Below are 22,831 nucleotides of genomic sequence, written 5' to 3' on the forward strand. Positions count from 1 at the left end.
GAACGATAGTCTTTCACCACTGTCTGCAACTTCGTTGCACATAAACACGTGTGCAATTATAATTATCCCTAAAGAAGGAGATGTAACAGCTTCTACCTATTATTTTCCAAATGGAGAACTTATGAAAAAAATTGAAGAAACGATATATAAACATTATGAGCTGAACGTGTCGCACCTTACACCTCAACAAGGCGGCTGGTCCGCGCTTGCTTACAAGATGATTGCGGGCAACCGCCCGTACTTCTTGAAAATTTACGATAAAAGCAGAGCTTCCACTCCAAAATGGACAGCCCTGATAAACGAATATGTCCCTGTCCTGATCTGGCTCCATCAACACAGCAGTCTAAATGGAAAAATCCCCGTGCCCCGCGTAACAAAGGACGGTAATTACCAATGCTCTAACGCTGACGGTATTTTTCTGCTCTATGATTACATTGAGGGAGAAACCATTGGAAACCGGGATTTAACGGACAATCAGGTGGTACAACTAGCGAACATAATTGCAGAGCTTCACTCGTACGACGAGCAATTGCCAATTAAAACGCAGCATCTTAAAGAAGATTTCTCCATTCCTTTTGTCAGTCAATTAAAGCAGCTAATCAATGGGCAATCGATTGCTCCATTAGACGTAAGAGAAGTGATAGACCAGCATTCAGAACAATTAAGTGAACTTATCGATGAAATAGAAAAACGATCAAGGGATTTGCCACAACGACCCTTACGAAATGTACTATGCCATACAGACCTCCATAACTGGAATCTGATGCAAACAAAAGAACAGGTTATCCTGATCGATTGGGAAGGATTGCGACTGGCCCCCGTCGAGGCGGACTTCATGTTCCTTGTTGATCAACCTTATTATGAAACATTTTTAAGCGTCTATCGGAAACGATATCCTGAGTTTGCCCTGATCCCCGACGTTCTGCGTTTTTATCAGGTAAGACGCAGACTAGAGGATACTTGGGAATGGCTAGAACAGCTTTTATTCGACCGACAGGAGTCCAATGAACGAACGAAGACGCTGGCTAGCCTCACGAAAGAATTGCAAGAAATGGCCGATTAACGCAAATCCTCGCGCTGTCTGAACACCGCACCTGCCGCGCCGAACAGCAGCAGAAACAGCAGCGCGACGATCGCCGGCTCCAGCACGCCCGCCCCCCCTTGCCCCAGCTCAAGCGTATGCACGATTCGATTGACCAGCCACCATGAGGCGATGCCGGCCCCGTCCTCGCCCAGCAGCAACGCGGCTAGCGCGGACAGACTATAGCCGACAAGATTCAGCGCAAGCAGCAGCCCGATAATCAATCCCGCGATCAGACTGCGCGCCGCCAGCGCCACGAACAGCATCATCACGGCAAATGCCCAATGCAGCAAAAACTGCAGCAGCAGCAGAAGCGCATATTGACCCAGCTCGCCTGTCGGCGCATTTTCAAAAAACAGCAGCCTCCCGAGCGCGTTCGCCGCTACCGCCGCGACAAACAACAATAGCGTAAACAGCGCCAGCAGTAGCGCTTTTGCCAGCACGCTTGATACCCTCGCATGACGCATGGAGATATAGTTTTTGTAGAAGCCGGCGCTGCGTTCGCTCCAAGTATAATGAACCGTGAACACAGCCACATACAGAAGCATCCATGAAGGCGGCTGTGCCAGCATATATTGGAAAAACTCGCTGGCGCTCATCGAGCCCGGCGCAAGCCCGGCACTGTAGCTGTCGGCATAACGGCTCATCATAAATATTCCGAACAACTGAAAGGCGAAAAACACGGCCAATAGCAGGGGCAGCATGTTGTTTTTGCGAAACCGCCGGAAGTCCATTCGCAATATATTAAGCATTCGGCACACCTCCGTCCCCGGTACGCTCCAGAAAATACTGCTCCAGGCTGACCTGCTGCCTGGCGATGCCATGCACCGTGACCCCGCCCTTCACGAGCGCGGCATGAATCTGGTACAGTTCGGCATGCTCGTCATACACTTGCAACAGCTGGCTATCAAGCAGCTTGTAACGACGAATGCCCAGCTCCGCCTCCAGAATCGGAATCGCCGCCTCCGGCTCGGTGAGCCGAATCTCAATGCGCTGCTCGCATTGCCGCAGCAGCTCGTCGCGCGAGACGATTTCGACCATCCGTCCCTCATGCAAAATGCCGAACCGAGTCGCCATCTTCGACAGCTCCTCCAATATGTGGCTGGCAATCACGATCGTCAGCCCCGTCTTGTTCAGCTCCAGCAGCAGATGCCGGATATCGACAATGCCCTGCGGGTCCAGTCCGTTGATCGGCTCGTCCAAGATTAGTACATCAGGGCTGCCCAGCAGCGCGAGAGCAATACCGAGCCGTTGCTTCATCCCAAGCGAATATTCCTTGACCTTCCGCCTGCTGCTGTCGGCCAAGCCGACGCGATCCAGCAGCTCCTCGATCCTGGGTTTGCGCGCCTTCATGCCATAGGCGTCGGCCAGCAGCTCCATATTGTCGAACCCGCTCAGCTGTGCGTACAGGCCGGGGTTCTCCACCAACAGCCCCATTCGTTCATGCAGACTGCGCTGCTCGCGAGTCGAGCGCTCAAATAGCCGCATACTGCCTCCAGTTGGATAGATCAGCCCGCCGAGCAGCTTAAGAAGCGTCGATTTACCGGCTCCGTTGCGTCCGATAAGTCCAAAGATTTCCCCTCGATACAGCTGCAAATCGATCGGGTGCAGCACCGTCCGCGAGCGATAAGCCTTGCTGATCTGATTCAGCTCTATGATGCATTCCTGCATTCCCGTCACCTCCCTACTCTCATTTAACACCGAGAAAGCCAAGTTGACGTCAAGAAAAGGTAAAGAAATCGTAAAACCCGATCTGTAATAGCAGCTTTTGCAGCCTACGGCTCCGCCCGGCTCAGGCGAAAGCCGATTCCCCAGATCGTCTCGATATAGCTTTGCTCGCAATGCGCCTTGATTTTATTGCGGATGTTGCTGATGTGCACCGTAATCGTTTTGTCCTCGCCCATATACGGCTCGTCCCAGGCCAGCGTGTACAAATCCTGCTTGGTAAACACCCGGCTCGGATTTTTTAGCAGCAGCTCGAGAATACGATATTCCTGTCTAGTCAGCTGAAGCGGATGGCCCTTTACGGTCGCCTGATACGTTCGGCTGTCCAGCAGCAGCTGTTTATGCCGGTACGCCGGCTCCGCCTCCGAGGCTGGACCAGCGCGCTTTAGATGGGCGTGTATCCTCGCGATCAGCTCCGCCAGCTCAAACGGTTTGGTCACGTAATCGTCGGCGCCTAGTGCAAACAGCTCCAGCTTGTGATCCAGTTGATCACGCGCCGACAGCACGATGACGGGCACGCTCGAGCGCAGCTCCCCGCGCAGGCGACTGATTAGCGCTTCGCCGCTCAAGCCGGGCAGCATCAGGTCTAGCACGATCAGTTCGTAGCCGGTTTGAGCCAGATGCAGCATCGCCTCGCTGCCGGAATATGCCTGCGTGCATCGGAAGCCTTCGCATCGCAAGCCTTCGGCGATAATTTCGCTGATTTGCGCATCATCCTCCACAATCAGAATTCTGCCATTGGCTCCTCGCTGTTTTTCCGTTCCTCGCATATCGTCGATTTCTCTCCGGCTCATACCCTCTCCTCCCGCTTCTTCGGCCATCGGATCCACAGACAAAATTGCTGATCGAGCTGCTCCGCCCGAACCGATCCCTTCATCTTCTGCACAAGCGATTGCACAATCGTCAGCCCTAGCCCCGAGGTCTGTTCGGTGCGCGCCGGGTCCGCCTTATAAAAACGCTGAAACAACCGCTCCGCGTCAATCGTTCGACCGGGGGGCAGCGGATTGGCGAACATAAACTCCCACTCGCTCTCCGTCTCCCGGCAATGAATGGTTAGTCGGCCTTCGCCATGATGCACGTAGTTGCTCAGCACATTCCCGAATACCCGCTCGATCGCATGCGCCTGTCCGACGACAAGCGCTTGGCTCGGCAGCGCCAGTTCCGGCTCATAGCCGGTAGCGGCGATCGGCTCCAGTTGCATGACCAGGCTGTGCCGCAGCAGCTCCGCGGCGTCGACCGTCGACAACTCCAGCCTGTAGTCCGGGTTCTGCAGCTTCGTATAAAGAAACAGCTCCTCGATCAGCTTGGCCATTCCCTTAATCCGGCTGCGGGCCAGCCGCACATAGTCTGCGCGATGCGAAGCCTGCTCGGCACGTTCCGGCACTGGCTCAGTTCGCTCCTGCACTGGCTTTGCTCGCTCCGCCAGCTGCAGGTAGCCGTCCAACGCTGCCAGCGGTGTGCGAATATCATGCGAGAGGCTCGCGATCGTCTCGTGGATTTCCTCGTTTTTTTGAATAAATCGCTGATTCTGCGCCCGCCGCTCGCGCAACAGTTCATTGCAGCTTTCCACCAGCCGGGACAATTCCCGCGACTGGAGCTGCGTCGTGATCAGCTTGAAGGAGTCGTGCTTGCCGATGAAGTCCAGTTGGCGACCAACATCTCGAATCTGCCTTCTATAATACAGTCCGTACCCGGTTTGCAGCATCAGCAGCAGCGATACGATGAGTAAAGCAGCGAGCATACGGCCACTTCCTTTTCGATTTGGCATCGGCGAAATCTAAACCTCGGTTACAATATCCTCATCTTACCACAGCCAAGTGCCTCAAAGGCGCACTGAATCTCAGCCATTTGACTTACCGATGCCCGCCGCTAAGAATTGCCCTGCAGCGGAACCAACTCCCTCGCTTCGCAATACACTGGAAGGGTAACCATGACATTCGCCCGGAAAGGTGTGCTGATCATGAGAGGAACTGCTACTCCCTTCTTCGTGAGGGGTCATACGGCCAGAGGGCCTTGGAATTTGCTGGAATCGTCGCTGATGGGGATTGATTTGCTGTACGTGGCGCGGCCCGCGCCCGCTGCCGCCCAATCCGCCGCGATGCGGATCATCGCCGAAGAGGCGCTTTCCGCATCCTGCGATGTATGGCTGTTGCATCGGCCCGAGGATCACGAGCTGCTCGACGGTGTCATTATTCCATCCAGGAAAACCGGATTTATCCATGAAGGGGCGCTTCCCCTTCACATGAGACCGTTGCCTGCCGATATTCGCTGCAAGGCGATCCATCTGTCGCTGGCGGCGTCCGGTTCGGAGAGCGGATTGGCATCGGGGGATTTAATCGTGGCGGAGGGCTCCTTGCAGGAGAACGAGGGCAACGCCTACAGTTGCTTTGCCCGCGCGTTGGACATTCATGACGACTGGGAAGCGATTTACATCAGCGCCATGAGCTTCGAAGCGGCGAACCGCGTAGCGAACGCATACGTCTCGCGTCTGTTCGGCGAAACGTCCTTGCCCAAGGAGGGCCGCCGAGACGACCGTTTCCTCGGCGCCGCAACGCCTGCCGGGGCGGTCGATTTTGTACCGGAGCTGACCCAAGGCCTGAAACGCTACCTGATCAAAGGCCGCGCAGGCTCCGGCAAGTCGACGCTGCTGAAGCGGCTCGCCGCTGAAGGATTGCGACGCGGCTACGATGTAGAGGTGTATCATTGCGGCTTCGATCCGAACAGCATCGATATGGTCATCGTCCGCGAGCTTGGCACAGCCGTCTTCGACAGCACTGCGCCGCATGAATATTTTCCCGACCGCGAAACCGATGAAATTATCGACATGTACGATTTATGCATCGCTCCCGGAACCGATGAATTGCATGCCGACCAACTGGCGCCGATACAATCCGGCTATGCCTCCGCCATGAAAGAGGCCATCGGGCATTTAGCCAAAGCCAGACGTCTTCGCAATGCCGTCGAGCAGCCTGCGGCCGAAGCTGTTAACATGCAAGAGATTGCCGATGCCGCCCGGGGTTGGGCAGCCGAGCTGCTGCGAAACGGAGCCAACGGTCTGCGTACCGCCCCTGATGGCACGGCATAATGGCTGATGCCAGGGACTTGGACTTAACAACCTCTGTTCCGAGCAAATTGCCTTGGGACAATCAAGAAGTTCAAGGTTGATGTTTACTAAGAAACACATCACAATCAGGCCTATGCGCATATGCATAGGCCTGGATGCGTGACTATGGACACGACGAACTCTGTCGACTCACGGTTTGAAATGAATGTTTTTTCGTTGCAACGTTACGGTGTCGCGTTTGTTCCATACACTTCAAACTCAAAAATTCTTGCTGCAGTGCCTGCGGTCTGTGTGCCCGTCGTGACGTTCAGCTTAATATATCGAGCCGTTGCTCCCGTAATATTGTCAACAGTAATGCCGCTCGCGTTATTGGTTACGTTGACCACCTTGGTCCAGTTTGTACCGTCGTTACTAACCTGGATATTGTAAGCCTTCGTGTTATAGGAAGCGCGCTCTCCGCCTTCCGAGGCGTGCTTGATGACGAATTGGTTCACTTGTTCTACGGAACCGAGATCAATTTGGAGCCAGCGGTCTCCGGACAAGGAGCACCATTTGCTGTCATTGGTTACGATGCCATCCACGGCTTTGGCCGCAGTCTGCGAGGCATTGCACGTGTTGCTGGCCGTAGCGGGTTTATTTAATGCCAGATTTTGAGGACCGTATACCTCGAATTCAAAGATTCTTGCCGCGGCATTTTGGGTTTGCGTAGGCGTCGTAACGTTTAACTTGATAAAGCGAGCCGGTACTACGGTCGTTTTGTCTACCGTGATGCCGCTCGTATTGTTGGTTGCTTTAACTGCCGAACTCCATTTTACTCCGTCCGTGCTGACCTGGATATCATAAGCCTTCGTGTTGTAGGAGGCCGTCTCTCCGCCTTCCGAGGCGTGCTTGATGACAAATTGGTTCACTTGCTTGACGGAGCCGAGATCGACCTGCAGCCAACGGTTATTGGACTTGGAGCACCATTTGCTATCATTGTTGACGTTGCCGTCCACGGCTTTGGCAGCGGTTTGCGTGGTTGTGCATGTACTGTCAACCGTCGCGGGTTTATTTAATGCCAAATTTTGAGGCCCATATACCTGAAAGTCGTAAATTCTTGCAGCACGGTTTGTAGTTTGCGTAGGCGTCGTTACGTTTAACTTGATATATCTTGCCGATACCGGGGCGATATTGTCTTCCGTCTGGCTGTTCGTATTGTTCGTTACCTTTACGACTTCGCTCCAATTCTTGCCGTCGCTGCTGGTCTGAATATTATAAGCCTTCGTGTTATAGGAAGCCGTCTCTCCGCCTTCCGCTGCGTGCTTGATAATAAATTGGTTCACTTGCTTGACGGAACCAAGATCGACCTGCAGCCAACGGTTGCTGGACAGGGAGCACCATTTGCTGTCGTTGGTGACGCTGCCGTCCACGGCTTTGGCCGCCGTCTGCGAGGCGTTGCACGTACTATCGACCGTCGCGGGTTTATTTAATGCCAAATTTTGATGCTCATATACCTCGAACTCATAAATTCTTGCCGCGGAGTCCACCGTTTGCGTAGGCGTCGTGACATTCAATTTAATATAGTGGGCTTGCGCATGAGGAATATTGTCTACCGTAACGCCGCTCGTATTGTTGTTAACCTTTACGACCTCGCTCCAATTAGTGCCATCGGAGCTAACTTGGATGTTGTAAGCCTTCGTGTTATACGAAGCCGACAGTCCGCCTTCCGATGCATGTTTGATGAGAAATTGGCTTACTTGTTGGACGGAGCCGAGATCGACCTGCAGCCAACGGTTGCTGGACAGGGAGCACCAATGGCTGTCGTTGGTGACGCTGCCGTCTACGACTTTGGCCGCATTTTGCGTGGCGCTGCACGTACTCCCGACCGTTGCGGGTTTGTTTAATGCCAAATTCGGAGAACTTACCGTTACCGTGTAGATAACCTTACTCGTCCCGACTAACGAGATTACGATGATCTTCGTACCCGTCTTGAGTGTCGTCGCTTTAGTTACTCCATCTGCATTGTAAATCTCGAACGTTGCATCCTTTGACGGCGTAATCGCGGCCTTTAACGCGGCTAATTGGATGCCGTTCCCGACAGTGATAGTTTCATTTGCAGTCCCGCCCGTACTTACCGTACCGATTGTCGAGGTCAATGTAGCAAAGCTGCACTGTGCATTTGCGCTCGTAGCGGTCCATTTGGCATACAGCGTCAGGTTTCTAGTAATTTGATCGGACGCATTATAGGCTTGCGTTAGCGCACTGTCGTAGTACCAGCCGGCGAAGCTGTAACAGTCCTTTACCGGCGTTCGCTGAAACACCAATTTGCCTCCGGAGCTCACATGGTCAAAGTCAATCGTTGAGCCCCCGTTTGTTTCATAGGACACGACCACATGCGTGGGGGGCCCCCCGATATCCAGTCCGGCAAGTGCAGGCGCTCCGACTGTCATTAACGAAACGATAATTGCTAGCGCCATCAAGTAACCTCTTATCATTGCTCTAATCCGTTTATTTCCTTGCTTTACTCCTGGCCCTTCCATCAATGTTGCCCCTTTCTCCTATCCAAATAATTCGCACAACTTCATTTAGTCGCGTCAACTGGCCTGGTATGCGGAAACTGGAGTGCATCAGAAGAATACGGACTATTGCATCATTCGTATTGGTATTCACCATAGTGCAGAATGATGCATATGACCGTTCGAAATGCACAAGTGTGCCGATGCATCATAAGCTAGCTCCGCGCCATGGAGATCCTAATCCATAGGATGATGCTTTAAAAATAAAAATACATCGTTATGAGAATACGCGACCCTCATAACGATGTACTTTAATTACATTTATACTTCTACATGTTTCCGAAGTCTCAACATGACAATCGCTGCTTCCGCTCTAGTTGTTTTAGCAAAAGGTGCAAAAGCATGATTTAATCGACCAGTTATTATACCGTGCTCAAGCGCCATTTGAGCAAATCCCTTAGCCCATCCGGGAATCGTTGCTTCATCCGAAAAGGCAGATGTTTGATGACTACCTTCTTGCCAGTTCATAGTTCTAGCGATTATTGCCGCCATTTCTGTTCGATCAATGGACTCAAGCGGACGTAAAGTTCCGTCCGAGTATCCTTGGATGATTCCTTTATCGGTTGCTGTATAGATGGCTGTACGAGCCCACGCTGGAATACGATCATGGTCGGTGAAAACGGGATCCGTCGACTCCTCAAGCTCTTCCATTTGCAACGCACGAAGTATCATCGCGATAAATTCCGCGCGTGTAACAGCTGCATTTGGCGCGAAATGGTTGGCATCCTTCCCCTCAATAACCTTCAACCTTGCCGCTTCGCAAATGTCGTCCTTTGCCCAATGGTTTTCAATATCCTTAAATGTGCATGTGTACTCAACCACTGCTTCTTGTTCACGTTCGACTGTAAAATGATAAACTTTAACAGTACCGTTAGACGCTGTTATCGTAATCTCGATCTCATTCGTTCCAACAACAAGCGGCAAATCTTCACTCTCTTTACCGCTTGCAACCGGGTAGGCCACCCCATTCACTCGTAAATCTATTTTCGCTTGGTTATCCCCTAACGTTGGCTTAACTCTAATAGATTCCATACCGCTCTCTATATTTGCCTTATAACTCAATATATTCGGGTTAAATGCGGGATCTAGTTGCAGCCCTTCCGAGAAAACAATTTTTTCAAGATTAGCATTAGAGCTTGGAATTGGTATATAACTCAGCGACTGATTACGAGTAACCGTTACAGTATACGTCTTAGAAATTACTCCATCTAGTAATGCAACGACTATAGTAATCGTATTCTCCCCTACGTTTAGATCCAGCGCGTCACTGAGTTCACCGCTATTTATCTCTCTTGGAGCGCCACCATTAATGGAGATGATCATTTTGGCATTTTTCGCTACTGTAGACGGCGTCACTTTAATACTGCCAACACTATTTGCAACGCTTGCCGTGTAACTAGTGACGTCCTTATCAAAAGCCGGACTTAGAGCCACATTCAGGGATAAACTCAATCCGCTGAGATCCCTGTGTCGCTTTAAATACGGGTTGCCATTGTTTTGATCGTCTAGGGTCCATATGCTGTCGAAATCCCAATTCACATAGGAGTCTATTACTTTCATGTCGTTTGAAGGTAATCCGGTTCCCTGATTATCCGCTTGTCCTGATGTATCTGTATCATAATAGCTGTTTTCGATTATTCCACCCGCATTAGATCCAACTAAGCCACCGACAACCGTATTTCCAGTTACAGCGCCAATCGAATAGCTATTTTCAACCAAACCTACAATATTATCTCCAACTAAACCACCTACATTGACATTTCCAGTTACGTTGCCCGTTGCATAACTTTCGCGGACAATACCCCCGTAATTGTAGCCTACAATTCCGCCTACCTCACTATCTCCGGTTACATTTCCTGTAGCAAAGCTATATTGAACGATCGAATCCGTCCCGTCATCCGCTACTTCATTCTCGCCCACTAATCCGCCAATAAATTCATCGGTTGCAACAACATCCCCCGTGGCATAGCTATAGGAGATCGTACCCCCCTCGTTATCGCCTACCAAACCGCCGACATCATCGCCACCCGAAACATTACCGGTAGCATAGGAGTATTCGATTGATGTTTTTTCACTGTACCCGACCAACCCGCCTAGATCATCTTGTCCCGTTACGTTACCCGTAGCATAGGAATGTTCAATATGAGAATCCATACTGTTCCCGATTAGCCCGCCCATGTCATCATCCGTATTAGTTAGTTTGGCATGAGAATAGCTTTGGCTGACTGTAGAGTTTTCAAGACCACCTACCAGGCCGCCTATATATTGATGCCCCGACACAGTCCCCCTCGAACCGCTATTACTAATAGTGCCGTCTATAAATCTACCGAATTGACCACCTATATAATAATGGTCAGCGGTTACGCTCCCGTCAAAATAAACGTTATTAACGGTATTATCGTAGCTATATCCCGCTATTCCGCCAGTATCATCATGGCCTGTTACATTACCCGTAACACTTATATCCGTAAGGGTTGATGATTCGCTGTAACCAATGAGCCCCCCTATTCTATATTGCAAGCCGGATACTGAACCCGTGACCGTAATATTTTCAAATATTCCGTTACTGACATAACCTGCCAAAGCGCCGACCTCGTATTCGCCTGCTACATAAACGTCCCTAAGATTTAGATTTTTGATAGCCTTAGGGTTATCCATGTAACCAAATAATCCTAGTCTGAAATCAGCAAATTGAGTATCGACATACAAATTCGAAATGGTATAGTGATTACCATCTAAACCTCCTGTAAAGGGAGCCGCATCTTCACCTATTGGTTGCCATGAATTCATAGAATCATAATCGCTCAAATCAATATCATTCGATAATTCAAAATAGCTTCCGAGATAATTCCTCATCTCATATAACTGATCGGCAGTAGAAATGAGATAGGGGTTAGTTTCCGACCCGTCTCCACCAGCAAAGGTTCCTGCAGCAGAAACTCGTTCTGGATTGCTCCAGCTTGGAATACAGCTAAACACCATTAATAACACAAGTAAATATGTAATGGCCTGCCTACTACAATTGCGTAAACTCATTTGTATCCTCCTTCGATAATCTAAAAAAATAGATTTGATAGGAATGATAGCACACGGACTTAAAAGAAAATTGAAAGAACCCCTATGTTGCATTCGCTGGCAGCTTAAACACCTCCAGCAACCTCCAACAACACACAAAGAAGGCGCCCATCCCTGCAGCGCATCGAATCCGGCCGCAGGTGGTCGCCTAATAGCATCTCTTTAAAGCAACTTGATCAGCTCTTCCAGCTCATCAACCCATACTTTTGCGAGTTCAAACTCATTATTTTTTAAAGCCAGTTCAATTTTCATTTCAACCGATCTTTTATTTTGTTCCTTTTCTAGATAGTCCTTGTCAAAATGGCTGGCATAAATCATCTGTCTAAATTTTCGAATGCTCATCTTTCTGATCGTCTTATCTTCAATGATTAACACATAATCCATACCATTAACCACAGAATAGAAATCATGGGAAATCATCAGAATCGCGCCTTTATAGTCTGCAATAGCTTTTTCCAGCGCGATCTGTGAATAGATGTCCAAATGGCTGGTCGGTTCATCAAGAAGCAATACGTTTGCTTTGCTGGCAGCAGCTTTGGCCAATTGAAGCATATTTTTTTCTCCACCGGATAAAGAGGTTATCCTTTGATTAACGATTTCCCCTTCAAAGCCATAGCTTGCAATAAACGATCTAACTTCATCATACGTTTTAAACCCGGCATCGATGAATTCTTCTAGTATGGTATTAGATTCCTTTAGCACTTCGCCTTGATTTTGCGATAAGTAAGCCACTTTAGCGTCTTCATTGATTTTAATAGACTCATGATTATTTTTAAAGATATCTCGGAGTAAAGTCGTTTTCCCGGTACCGTTCGAACCAATAATGGCTACTTTGTCCGCAGATTTGATCTCAAAGCTCACATTGTCTAAAAGCAACTCATCAAAGGCAGCACTATAAAGATCGACATGTACGACAGTGGTCTCTTCCATTTCAGTATCCATGCCAAAACTAATATTCGGTTGCTTAATATCAACAAATGGCGCTTTAATTCTTCGCGCTTCCAATCTTTCTTGGAACTTGACTCTGGCTTTTAATGCTTTGCCTCTAGAAGCCTCTGAATTATAAGTTGCGATTACTCTAAGATTAGCGATTATGTTCTCGTTTCTCTCCAATTCTTCATCTTCGGCGATTTTGAGCTCCTGCAACTCAACCTTAGTCTGAAGCAAGGAGAAGTTATAATCTATATATCGCCCTTCGAACTCTTGGATCTCCGTGTTTTCAAGGTGTATGATTTTGTTGAAACAATGATTCAATAGATAGCGGTTGTGCGTAACCACCAGCAACATGCCTTTGTGGGAATTAATAAGATTCTTAAGTCCATTAAGGTTTTCAAAGTCTAGAAATACATCCGGCTCGTCCATAATCATTAAGTCTGGACTGCTAAGCATTTCCTTCATCACTTGAATCAGCTTGAATTCCCCGCCGCTCAGGTCGGAAACCTTAAGATCCTTAAGCTTCATGAGGTTTGCCAGATTAAGCTTCTTATTTATGTTGCTTTCAAAATCTTCCCCGCCGATGGAATCTAATGCATCTAAAGCGAATTGATATTTCTCTAATAAAGAATCAAGATCCGTTGAAGTCTCCATTTCAGCGCAAATAGCGGTTATTTCATTTTGTAGCTTAATAAACTCTTCCCCAATATATTCATAAACAGTTGTTTCTTTCGTTTTGTCGAATTGCGGGAATTGACTTACATGCCCAATCCTGCAAGTCGGGTCTATTTCCAGCTTGCCCTCGAACAGATATCTTTCCGGATCCATCAGTATGTCTATCAATGTGCTTTTCCCGTTGCCGCTTGTTCCAATAAAAGCGCAATGCTGCCCCTCTTCAAGCGTAAAGGAAATGTTTTTGTATAGTTCCTTTTGCGGAAATGAGAAGGATAAGTTATCAACTTTTATCATCGTGTTTCCTCTCTTTATAACTGAAATAGAGACTATTATTAGATGTATTGCAAATTATAGTTTCGAGTTTACCGTTGTAAGAGTAACACTGATTATAACCAACTTCAATCTATTTGTATCTCATACCTAGAGGGAAAAGTTTCATGCTACTCCCCGCATACAGGCAAACCTTCAAAGTCGAACCGCGATAAAATGCAATACATTGTTTACATTTTGTTAAACTTCATTTACAATCATTTCAAATCAGCAACCGGAAAGGATCTCTTGCATGCTTGTTAACAACGTACGTGAACTAAGGGCGCGCTTTAGATGGTCGCAGCAAGACCTGGCGGATGCCATCGGAGCCACTCGCCAGACCATTGGGTTAATCGAAAAAGGCGATTACTCCCCTTCGATTACGCTAGCGCTTAAAATTGCCGCAGCTTTTCAACTGCCCGTGGAGAAAGTTTTTTATTTAAAGGAGGAGGAGTAGGATGTTCGCACAGGTTATGCGTTCGCCGTTACTATCAACCCTATTGTTTCTTAGCACGTTAGGTTTGTTTTATCTTCTGAAGTTAATGCTGTCAGGGGAACTTTCGACTACGACGGGAAGAATTTATTGCGCCCTCTTCGCTGTCCCTCTAGGCGTGCTGTGGGTGACGCTTGTAAGAGTTTATAATCGCAAAAATCCGAAAGACCGCATTAATGTCTGGGCCACAATTCCGTTTGAAATTCGGGGCGTGGATGAGGGGCAGCAATGGATCACGTTCAAAGCTTGCCGAAACGTCTATATTTACTACAGCTCTTGCTTGCCCATAGCCGTGGGAACGGTCATATTGCTCCCTTCCAATGCCGTTTATACACTAATCACTTTCGGGTTGCTGGGATTGGGCCAGTTCCTCGTCTATAGTCTAACCATGTGGAAGTATAGCCGCGTCTGATTCCTGTTCAGAAATTAACCTATTTCTACCGAAGGGAGCTCAAATTCCGATGAATCTAGCCGTCAAGTGGGTACGAGAATTCAAAGAGCGCGATAACCAGCATAGGCTTAAAGGCTACCGGGACAGAGCGGAGCTCATTCGAAAACGGAAATTGGAAGCGTGGGACGATGGGCAGCTTCAAACGGAATCCCTCCGGCTGCAAAAAGAAGCAAGCTCGGGTACGCCTTTGGACGAGCTGCTTGTCGATGCCTATGCGCTTGTCTGCGAGGCCGCGAAGAGAGCGCTCGGATTACAACCCTTCGATGTCCAGCTCATGGCTGCCATCGCTCTGCACGAGGGATATGTGATCGAGCAGCATACCGGCGAAGGTAAAACGCTCTCCGCCGTTCTGCCTGCCTATCTGCACGCGCTATCCGGCGATGGCGTTCATGTACTGACCTTTAACGATTATTTGGCGAAACGGGATGCCGATTGGATGGGCCCGATCTATCGGTTCCTTGGGTTAACGGCAAGCGCGGTTCAAGCGGGCATGCCTTTGTCAGAGAAACGGATGGCGTACGCCGCGGATATTACGTATGTGACCGCCAAAGAGGCGGGGTTTGATTATTTGCGCGACACGATCGCTCTGGACGAAGTCGATACCGTGCATCGTCCGTTCCGCTACGTCATCGTCGACGAAGCGGACTCCCTGCTTCTCGACGAAGCGCGGGTGCCGCTAGTCATCGCCGGCGAACCTGGTTCTCCCGGCGATGATGGTTCCCGGTTCGCGGCAGTCGCCAGGCAGCTCCGGCAAGAGGATCATTACGACTTCGACGAGTACAAGCGAAACGTTTATTTAAGCGAAGCGGGTGCGGCGAAAGCGGAGTCGCTGCTGGGATGCGGCAATTTATACGAGAGCCATAATAGCTATTTGTTAATGGCGCTAAATTGCGCGCTGCATGCGGAATTGTTATTGCAGAGAGACGTCGATTACATCGTCCGGGACGGTAAAATCGAGCTGATCGACGAATATACCGGCCGCGTGGCGGAGAATAGGCATTTGCCGGACGGGCTGCAAACCGCGCTTTCGGCCAAAGAAGGGCTGCGGTCGAAAGCCGGCGGGAACATTCTTGGCACGATCACCCTTCAACACTTCCTTAGCATGTATCCGAAGATTTGCGGAATGACGGCTACCGCGCATGTTTCCGCTATGGAATTCGGAGATATTTATGCGCTGGAGGTCGTGCCGATCCCTCCGAATCGTCCCAACATTCGGATCGATTATCCGCACCGGATTTATTCCCATAAGGAGGCCAAACTTAAGGCGCTTGTGCAAGAAATCTCGTCCGTCCATGCAACGGGGCGGCCGATTCTCATTGGAACGTCTAGCGTCGAGGAGTCTGAGATGCTGGCGGAGGCGCTAGCGGCGGCCGACGTACCTTGCCATGTTCTGAATGCGAAAAACGACGCAAAAGAAGCCGAGCTCATCGCCAAGGCTGGAGAACTCGGCGCCGTGACGGTATCTACCAACATGGCCGGACGCGGCGTCGACATTCGGCTTGGGGGCGGCAACCCCGCGCAAGGGGAAGTCGTCGCCAAGCTAGGCGGGTTGTACGTGATCGGTACGCATATGCACCAAAGCGCGCGGATCGACAACCAGCTGCGCGGGCGATCCGGCCGCCAAGGCGACCCGGGGGCTTCCGTTTTTTTCGTAAGCTTGGAAGACGAGATATTGCTTAAGTTCGGCATGGATAAAGAATTGCGCGGTCTCAGACAGGATGAAGCTCTAAGCGAATCCGTGCTCCCCAGCAAGATTTCGCATATTCAGCGCGTGATCATGGGCCAAAACTTCCATATCCGCCAGGAGCTAAACAGTTATTCGGATATGGTGGAGGATCAAAGACGTATGTTATACGCGGAGCGGCTTGATATTTTGAATGGCAAGGCGCCGATGAGCGCTTCGGAGCAGCGGGTACGGCTTTATTTTATAGACAAGTTCTGGGCCGAGCATCTGGCATACGTTTCTTACATTCGCGAAAGCATCCACTTGACGAGCCTTACTAACCGCAATCCAATCGACGAATTCCATGAGCAGATCATCCAAGCATTTGCGGAAATTCCGGCTAACATCGATAAAGAATCTGCGGATATGCTCATAAAGCTGGGAGGTTCCAACGATCCGGCGATGTGGGAAAAGTTCGGGCTAAAGACCCCTGCTTCCACTTGGACTTATATCATCAACGATCAATATTTGGAGTTCCTGCAGAATCGCGGTGCATGGAACCCGGGGACGATAATCGCTTATTGGATGCGCAGGATGCTGCGGCCGGTATTCGGGTGGTCGAAATTTTGATGGTGCGGAGTTCGAGGAAGTCGTCGGTGGACGTGCCGAAGCAAAGCCGACGACCCTCCCGTCGACAGTAACGACACGCGTGATCGATAGATAGCACAAAGAAGCACATTGCCACATGAGCAATGTACTCCGAGTCAAATAATGCCGATTAAGCCTGCCTTCTCTTCGTCACCAGCCGCTGCCGGATTCTCTCTATTCTCACCACCGAGGGCACGTTGACTCTGAATTATTGTCCCACTATAGCAGCCGCGACTTCGACAAACCGCTCCCGCGGGAGCTTATCCATCGCCGAATCGAACAACTGATAGTATACGTAAAGCTCTCCTTCGCCTTCCGCCCAAGCCATCCTTTGCATATCGCTGTCTATATCCTTCAGATAAAATGCCTCCATTTCGCCGATCGTCACTTTTTCCTTAATCAATTTATCCAATTCGCTTGAATAAATCTGCCGGTCAGGTATGTTGTACCAAGCGCTCAGCGTCAATTGATGCCCGCTGCTATCTCGATATACCGCACTGTAACCGGTAGTCTTGCCAAGCGGCACCTTACGCAAGCTGACACTTTCATCCCCACCCGGGTTCCCCCAGTTCAAATCGTGCGCGAACTTGTTCAAATCATGCATAAGTGTTCCCTGATGGAAAACAAAGCCGTCTCCCAGCTCGCGTAGCGGCGCATGCAAGTCGGTTTCGGCTGCAAATTGCTCAAATTCCAAATCGCCATATTCCCGCTCATGCGCAAGTCCGATATATCGATTCTGATCCCTCAAATAAAAAATACCCGCTTCTCCTTCATGCAGCATATCCCTCAAGTCCGGACCGATTGGCTCTATTGACACTTCATTCGGTGAAACGCTGATCAGTTCCAATGAAACCGCCCCGTCCGGGGCAAACAGCTTCCACGATACCGCAGCATATCCAAAGCCGCATGCAAAAATAACAGCCGCCGCGATAAACGAAACGTACAATGCTTTGCCGCTCCTCCACCTGAACGGAGACCGGCCCGACTCCAGCCGCTGCCCGCTCCCGCTCTTGCTGCGAATCGCCTCCATCACGCGATCGGTCACATCAATCCGGGGCAATCGCTCTTCCAATGAGCTCAGGCTCTCTTGCCATTGCATAGTCTGTTGCTTCTCCATCTGCATCCCCCTCCAATTCCATCCATATTCGCTTCAGCTTTAATTTGGCACGCTCCACTTTTTTGCGCAGCGCGGCAGGCGATTGGGGAAACGATTGTCCAATCTCTTCATACGATTTCCCCTCTATTACTCTAAGCACGATAAGCGACCGCTCGACAACCGTAAGCCGCCCTAGCGCAAGCTCGCTTTGCAACGCAACTTCCTTCCGTCTCGCCTCCGCATACCCGTCGTCCGCACCTTCATGGCCAAGCGGCTTGAGCAACTTCGACAGAAGTGCCGTTCTTCGCCGCCTACGCAGCACATTCAAGCAATGATGATAGGCGATCTTATATAGCCACGCTGCAAAAGATTGGTTATACACATACTGCGACAGCTTCTCGTAAGCTTTAATGAATACCTCCTGCACCGCATCCTCCGCTTCCTCGCGCTGCATCAGCAGATGATAGCAGTAGATGTACAACCGCTGCTGATACCTTCCAATGAGTGCCTCGTATCGTTCAGTCGCCCCTTCCCGTACGGCGCGAATGAGCCCTTCGTCGGAAGCCTCTTCTCGTTCCCGTTCCGCCTCAAGCTCCATCGCATTCCCTCCTTTCGACCTTTATGTCTGTATAACACCCGACAACGCCGTTTGTGACACTAGTTAATGCTCCTTGTTGATTCGAAACAAAAAAACATCGGCCGAGGAGCGTAGTCCGCAAACGATGTATTCAAACTACGTACTGATAATTTGAGAAACCGCGCCTTATCTATGTTTGCATGTATAAACTCATGCCGTTATAATAAAACTAAAGAAGGAGCCGTGCGTCAACACGACTCCGACAGCACAGTAGACCGCTTCAAAGGCGGTCGGCTTCGGAACTACGATCAGAAATAGACCGCGACCTGGCAGAGGGGCGGTCTATTTCTTTTGGTTAAACGCTGCGACGATGGCGATTACCAGCGTCAAATTATCTTTAACCTCCATGGGCATCCCTCCCTTCTACGAGAGGTAGCCGACCGCCCTTGCAAGCTGTTCTATGTGCTTGTCTAATTATAGCATAATTTGTAAGAAGCACGGCAGTGCGTTTCTGATTTTACACCTCGTAGGAGGAGCCCGCACGCTAAGCAGGCTACTCAATTAGATCACATCGATGCTTATATACCTCATGGTCATGTCTCTAAGAATCTACTAATCTATATCTTGTAAGCGATTACTTAGTTTAGGAGGGTTAGCTCGCTCAGAACCTTACGCCGCGCTTTCGAGATTTGCATTGAACGTAATTCAGTCAAATCGCATTGCCGCAAATGATTTTCCATTATGTAGAGGAGGTTTTTTTATGACAAGCGTTACCCGCATAGGAGAACGGGCTAAAAAATTTCTCTTGGTTGGGCTGGGCCTGGCTGTCGTGCTGCAAGCGCTCGTGTGGGCGCCTGCGCCGGCGCATGCTGCCGTCAAGCCGCTCCCCGATCCAAACACCCCCCTGTACTTTGACGATTTCGACAACAAAGGCGAGTTCAAGCAAGACTGGCAGAACTGGTATAACCAATCCGGAGGAACAGGCACATTCTCGAAAGCGACGGTCGACACTTTTAAAGTCGGCAAATTCGCGCAGACTCCGGCCTCGAGCTCTTCGCAGGCCAAGTTCGAGCCATGGCATCAGACGGTCGACCTGTCCGGGTACCGTTACCTGAATTTTAGAATGAAAAATCCCGGTTATCCCAATGCCCGCATTCGCATCGTCATCAGCGACGGCTACAAAAACTACGATATGACGGGCGGTTTCGCTTCGGTTCCCACGACTTGGACCGATACGCAGATCGACCTGGACGCGCTCAGCCCCAAAATTAATAAGAAGAGGATTCGCTTCGAAATTTGGCTGAGGCAGACGGCCACTGGCTACGGAGAAATTCTAATGGATCACATTTCGGGTACGACAGACAACACTGGCAGCTCTCCTACCCTGTCGGCTGCGCCGCTTACGTCCAACTCGGGTTCGATCAACAATCAGAACACAACCTATACCTTCAAGACGACTTACACGGATGCGGATAACAACAAGCCGATCGCGATGCAGGTTGTTTTCGGAGACAAAGCCTATAACATGCGTGACGCCGACTACACGGACACGAACTACGCCGACGGCAAGGACTACATCTATCTGTCGAAGCTGCCCGTCGGCACGACATCCTATTACTTCCGTGCGGCCGATGGTTCTTCCCCTGCCGCATCCACGACACCTCAGAACTCGCCAACCGTTACGCAATCGACGAACATCATTGATGTCCTCGTGAGCCAAGTCGGCTACGGCGCAAACGATTATAAAAACGCCATCGTAACCTCCACAACCTTCCTGGCCGACACCACCTACCAGATTATTGACGGCTCGAATACTTCGCTACACACTGGGGCCATGACGTACAAAGGGATGGTTTGGGGTAAATACCTCTATGTCATCGATATCTCCGGCATTAAGACAATCGGCGATAACTACACAGTGAAGACAAACGGCGTTTCCTCCTTCCCGTTCCCCATCACGGACAACGTATGGGATGATTACAAGGACGAGATGACCGCCTTCTACCGCGTCCAACGCGCAAGCGTGGCGACATCCGATGCCTATCCGCCAGGATACAGCACGATTCCGCCTTCGGATAAAGTGTTCCACCCTGCAGGACATCTCGACGATGCCATCAGCCTTGACGGCACGACAAGCTACGACCTGACAGGCGGGCATTATGACGCAGGAGACTACGGCAAATACGGAGCCAATCAATGGGTAGGCGCATCGATCGTCTTGGCCTACCTCCGAAACATCGACTCGCCGAGCGTCAAATTCGATAACGACAATAACGATATTCCCGACCTTATCGATGAAGCAATGTTCGCTAGCGATTATTTGGTCAAGTTTTCCGATCTGTTCGACGGCGCAATGTACAACATCTCCCATCATGGCGCCTTTGTTCATCCCAACAAAGAAACCGATGGCATTCGTGGCAATTCAGATGACCGGAAGCTGCGTACAGACGTACTAAGCGTCGAAGGTTCCGCAAAAGGCGCAGCAACGCTCGCGGCAACGGCACGCGCGATCCGTACGGCAATCGCCGAAGGCGATGTTGCAACGTCCCTCATTCCCGATCTAACCGTTTCAGCCAACGAATACGAAGCGGCTGCCGTTACGATGTACGACTTCATGGCCGCTAATCTGACTACCACCCCTCAGCACGGGGATCCCAACAAATCGAAAATTTTCGCGGATGTCGAGATGTACCTGCTTACAAACGATGTAGCTTACAAAAATGCGGCAACGGCTGCCGCCAACGCCCTCACGTTCGACGACTTGAGCTCGACGGCGTATTGGAGCATGCGGCCGATTGCGCTCGCCGAATTTTATCCGGTAGCCGATACAGCGACGCAAGCGCATATTAAGAGCCTGCTTGATCAGCAGTTCCACTACGTCTTGTCGCTTATGGACGATACGCCTTACGGCACAATGAACCAATTCAGCAACTTCGGCGTAAACGAGCCGCTTATGTCTTATATCGGGGATATGATGCGTTACTACGAGCTCTTCGGCGATCCCGATACGCTCCGCATCATTCAGAGAGCGATGTACTGGGTTTACGGACAGAATCCATGGAATATTAGCTGGGTTTCCGGCATCGGATCGGACTATGTCGACTTCCTGCATACCCGGTTTGACGAAGAAGCTGGTTCTGCGGCAGGCCAAGGCGTTGTTATCCCTGGCGCAATGGTAAGCGGAGCGAATATCAAGGATACGAAGGATTATTACAGCGTCACTCCTTGGTATCAAGACAGATACCAGGGCGCGGACAATATGAATCAATGGCGTTACAACGAATATAGCATCAACATCCAAGCCGGCATGCTGTACACGGTTATGGGACTCAGCACGATTAACAATGCCCCAACCTCTGCATCGAATCTGCCGGAGCTTCAGGTGTTAAGCCCGATTATCGGCGATTACGTACGCGGCGATGTCACGGTATTCACCAGCACCAACGCCGGTACGCCAGAAGTGAGAACGGGCGGTACCTATGTGCCGATGACGTTGGACGGCGCTGCCTATGAGTACACATTCGACACCAGCGCACTCAATCCGCTATCCAATCACATTATGAGGATTCGAGGTAACGATACTTCCGGCAACTATTCGTTTAGCCATATGCACTATACGGTTGCCCGTCCGCTTCCGGATCCGTCGCATCCGCTGCTATTCGATAATTTCGACGGCAAAGGGGTATGGGGATCGATCGGACACCACTGGGTGAACTGGTGGAACCAGAACGGCGGCAACAACGAAGGCACGTTCTCCAAAGTTTTGGATACGCCTGGGAATTACGTCGGCAAGTTTACGCAGAATCCTTCCCAGGTCAGCTCCGAGGCCAGGTTCCAGCACTGGCACGAGTCGTTTAACTTGGACGGCTACCGGTACGTTAACATGAAGGTGAAAAATCCGAGCCACTCGAATCTGCGCATGAAGGTAACCATGTCCGACGGTACGAACGGTTATACCTTGGGGGGCGGCTGGGTCAGCATCCCGACCACCTGGACCGACCTGCAGTTCGACACAAGCGCAGCTCCGGCTAACATGAACAGAAAGAAAGCCGTCCTTACAATCTGGCTGAAGCAGACGGTCAAGGGCTACGGCGAAATGTTCATGGACGATTTCCAACTTACGAATACGGCCAGCGGAACCGCGCCGACGTTAACCGCTGGCAGCGTGAATGCTGCAACCGGCAACAGCCAGACGAATTTCACGTTCAATGTCACGTATACGGATGTCGATAACGAAGCGCCTTATGCCGTGGAGGCCGTAATCGACGGCGTCGTACGTCAGATGGTCGAGGTTAACCCGAGCGATACGAACTACGCGGACGGCAAAGCGTACAGACTCGTCACGAGGCTGTCGAAGGGCAATCATTCTTACTACTTCACGACGACGGATAAGACATCCGACGCGGTCAGCACGACCGTGGCGACCGGCCCGTCCGTCAGCTGACGGCAATCGAATTCAAGCACGTCTCTCAGAAAAAGGTACAGC

At 50.5% G+C, this 22,831-nt stretch carries 15 protein-coding genes; 6 read left to right on the plus strand and 9 right to left on the minus strand.

Features of this window, described 5'->3' with window-relative positions; all coding sequences use genetic code 11:
- Nucleotides 1–121 precede the first annotated feature (121 nt).
- Complete coding sequence (locus tag H7F31_RS31165) at nucleotides 122–1,063, plus strand: aminoglycoside phosphotransferase family protein (RefSeq protein WP_187101999.1); 942 nt, start codon at nucleotides 122–124, stop codon at nucleotides 1,061–1,063.
- Here H7F31_RS31165 and H7F31_RS31170 read toward each other — a convergent pair.
- From H7F31_RS31170 to H7F31_RS31185, 4 genes are all read right to left on the minus strand, one after another.
- The gene (locus H7F31_RS31170) at nucleotides 1,060–1,833 is read right to left on the minus strand and encodes an ABC transporter permease (protein WP_187102000.1); all 774 of its coding nucleotides are present in this window, start codon (nucleotides 1,831–1,833) and stop codon (nucleotides 1,060–1,062) included. The genes H7F31_RS31165 and H7F31_RS31170 overlap by 4 nt on opposite strands.
- Nucleotides 1,826–2,752 (minus strand): ABC transporter ATP-binding protein, encoded by a 927-nt coding sequence (locus H7F31_RS31175; protein ID WP_187102001.1) that lies wholly within the window; start codon nucleotides 2,750–2,752, stop codon nucleotides 1,826–1,828. The genes H7F31_RS31170 and H7F31_RS31175 overlap by 8 nt, the downstream gene beginning before the upstream one ends.
- A 104-nt stretch (nucleotides 2,753–2,856) precedes the next feature.
- On the minus strand, nucleotides 2,857–3,600 hold the full coding sequence (locus H7F31_RS31180; RefSeq protein WP_261800200.1) for a response regulator transcription factor: 744 nt from the start codon (nucleotides 3,598–3,600) through the stop codon (nucleotides 2,857–2,859).
- A complete protein-coding gene (locus H7F31_RS31185; protein ID WP_187102002.1) occupies nucleotides 3,597–4,547 on the minus strand; it encodes a sensor histidine kinase in 951 nt (316 codons plus the stop codon). Before H7F31_RS31185 ends, H7F31_RS31180 begins: the two co-directional genes overlap by 4 nt.
- 219 nt (nucleotides 4,548–4,766) lie before the next feature.
- Between H7F31_RS31185 and H7F31_RS31190 the strand changes: the two genes are divergently transcribed.
- Nucleotides 4,767–5,891: a hypothetical protein gene (locus H7F31_RS31190; protein WP_187102003.1), complete on the plus strand. Its 1,125-nt coding sequence runs from the start codon at nucleotides 4,767–4,769 to the stop codon at nucleotides 5,889–5,891.
- A gap of 203 nt (nucleotides 5,892–6,094) precedes the next feature.
- On the opposite strand, the gene H7F31_RS31195 is transcribed toward H7F31_RS31190, so the two are convergent.
- The 3 genes from H7F31_RS31195 to H7F31_RS31205 all read right to left on the minus strand — a co-directional run bounded on the left by H7F31_RS31195 (nucleotide 6,095) and on the right by H7F31_RS31205 (nucleotide 13,402).
- A complete protein-coding gene (locus H7F31_RS31195; RefSeq protein WP_187102004.1) occupies nucleotides 6,095–8,326 on the minus strand; it encodes a discoidin domain-containing protein in 2,232 nt (743 codons plus the stop codon).
- 360 nt (nucleotides 8,327–8,686) lie between these two features.
- Nucleotides 8,687–11,461, minus strand: coding sequence for a GLUG motif-containing protein (locus H7F31_RS31200; RefSeq protein WP_187102005.1), 2,775 nt, complete (start codon nucleotides 11,459–11,461; stop codon nucleotides 8,687–8,689).
- A gap of 201 nt (nucleotides 11,462–11,662) precedes the next feature.
- Nucleotides 11,663–13,402 carry an ABC-F family ATP-binding cassette domain-containing protein gene (locus H7F31_RS31205; RefSeq protein ID WP_187102007.1) on the minus strand — a complete coding sequence of 580 codons (1,740 nt, stop codon included), beginning with the start codon at nucleotides 13,400–13,402 and terminating at the stop codon, nucleotides 11,663–11,665.
- Nucleotides 13,403–13,670: 268 nt separating this feature from the next.
- Here H7F31_RS31205 and H7F31_RS31210 point away from each other — a divergent pair, with 268 nt between their 5' ends.
- The 3 genes from H7F31_RS31210 to H7F31_RS31220 are packed head-to-tail and all read left to right on the plus strand — an operon-like array spanning nucleotide 13,671 to nucleotide 16,654.
- Complete coding sequence (locus H7F31_RS31210) at nucleotides 13,671–13,874, plus strand: helix-turn-helix transcriptional regulator (RefSeq protein ID WP_187102009.1); 204 nt, start codon at nucleotides 13,671–13,673, stop codon at nucleotides 13,872–13,874.
- 1 nt (nucleotide 13,875) lies between these two features.
- Nucleotides 13,876–14,322 carry a hypothetical protein gene (locus tag H7F31_RS31215; RefSeq protein ID WP_187102011.1) on the plus strand — a complete coding sequence of 149 codons (447 nt, stop codon included), beginning with the start codon at nucleotides 13,876–13,878 and terminating at the stop codon, nucleotides 14,320–14,322.
- A 49-nt stretch (nucleotides 14,323–14,371) separates the two neighbouring features.
- Nucleotides 14,372–16,654: a preprotein translocase subunit SecA gene (locus tag H7F31_RS31220; RefSeq protein ID WP_187102012.1), complete on the plus strand. Its 2,283-nt coding sequence runs from the start codon at nucleotides 14,372–14,374 to the stop codon at nucleotides 16,652–16,654.
- Nucleotides 16,655–16,880: 226 nt separating this feature from the next.
- Here H7F31_RS31220 and H7F31_RS31225 read toward each other — a convergent pair whose 3' ends face one another.
- Together H7F31_RS31225 and H7F31_RS31230 are read right to left on the minus strand one after the other, a co-directional pair.
- Nucleotides 16,881–17,789 carry a hypothetical protein gene (locus H7F31_RS31225; protein WP_187102014.1) on the minus strand — a complete coding sequence of 303 codons (909 nt, stop codon included), beginning with the start codon at nucleotides 17,787–17,789 and terminating at the stop codon, nucleotides 16,881–16,883.
- Nucleotides 17,719–18,366 carry an RNA polymerase sigma factor gene (locus H7F31_RS31230; protein WP_187102016.1) on the minus strand — a complete coding sequence of 216 codons (648 nt, stop codon included), beginning with the start codon at nucleotides 18,364–18,366 and terminating at the stop codon, nucleotides 17,719–17,721. Before H7F31_RS31230 ends, H7F31_RS31225 begins: the two co-directional genes overlap by 71 nt.
- 739 nt (nucleotides 18,367–19,105) lie before the next feature.
- Between H7F31_RS31230 and H7F31_RS31235 the strand changes: the two genes are divergently transcribed.
- Entirely contained in the window at nucleotides 19,106–22,789 is a 3,684-nt protein-coding gene (locus H7F31_RS31235) for a glycoside hydrolase family 9 protein (RefSeq protein ID WP_187102017.1), read from the plus strand.
- Nucleotides 22,790–22,831: the final 42 nt, after the last annotated feature.

This window comes from Paenibacillus sp. PAMC21692, assembly GCF_014303795.1.
Taxonomy (GTDB): Bacteria; Bacillota; Bacilli; order Paenibacillales; family Paenibacillaceae; genus Pristimantibacillus; species Pristimantibacillus agaridevorans.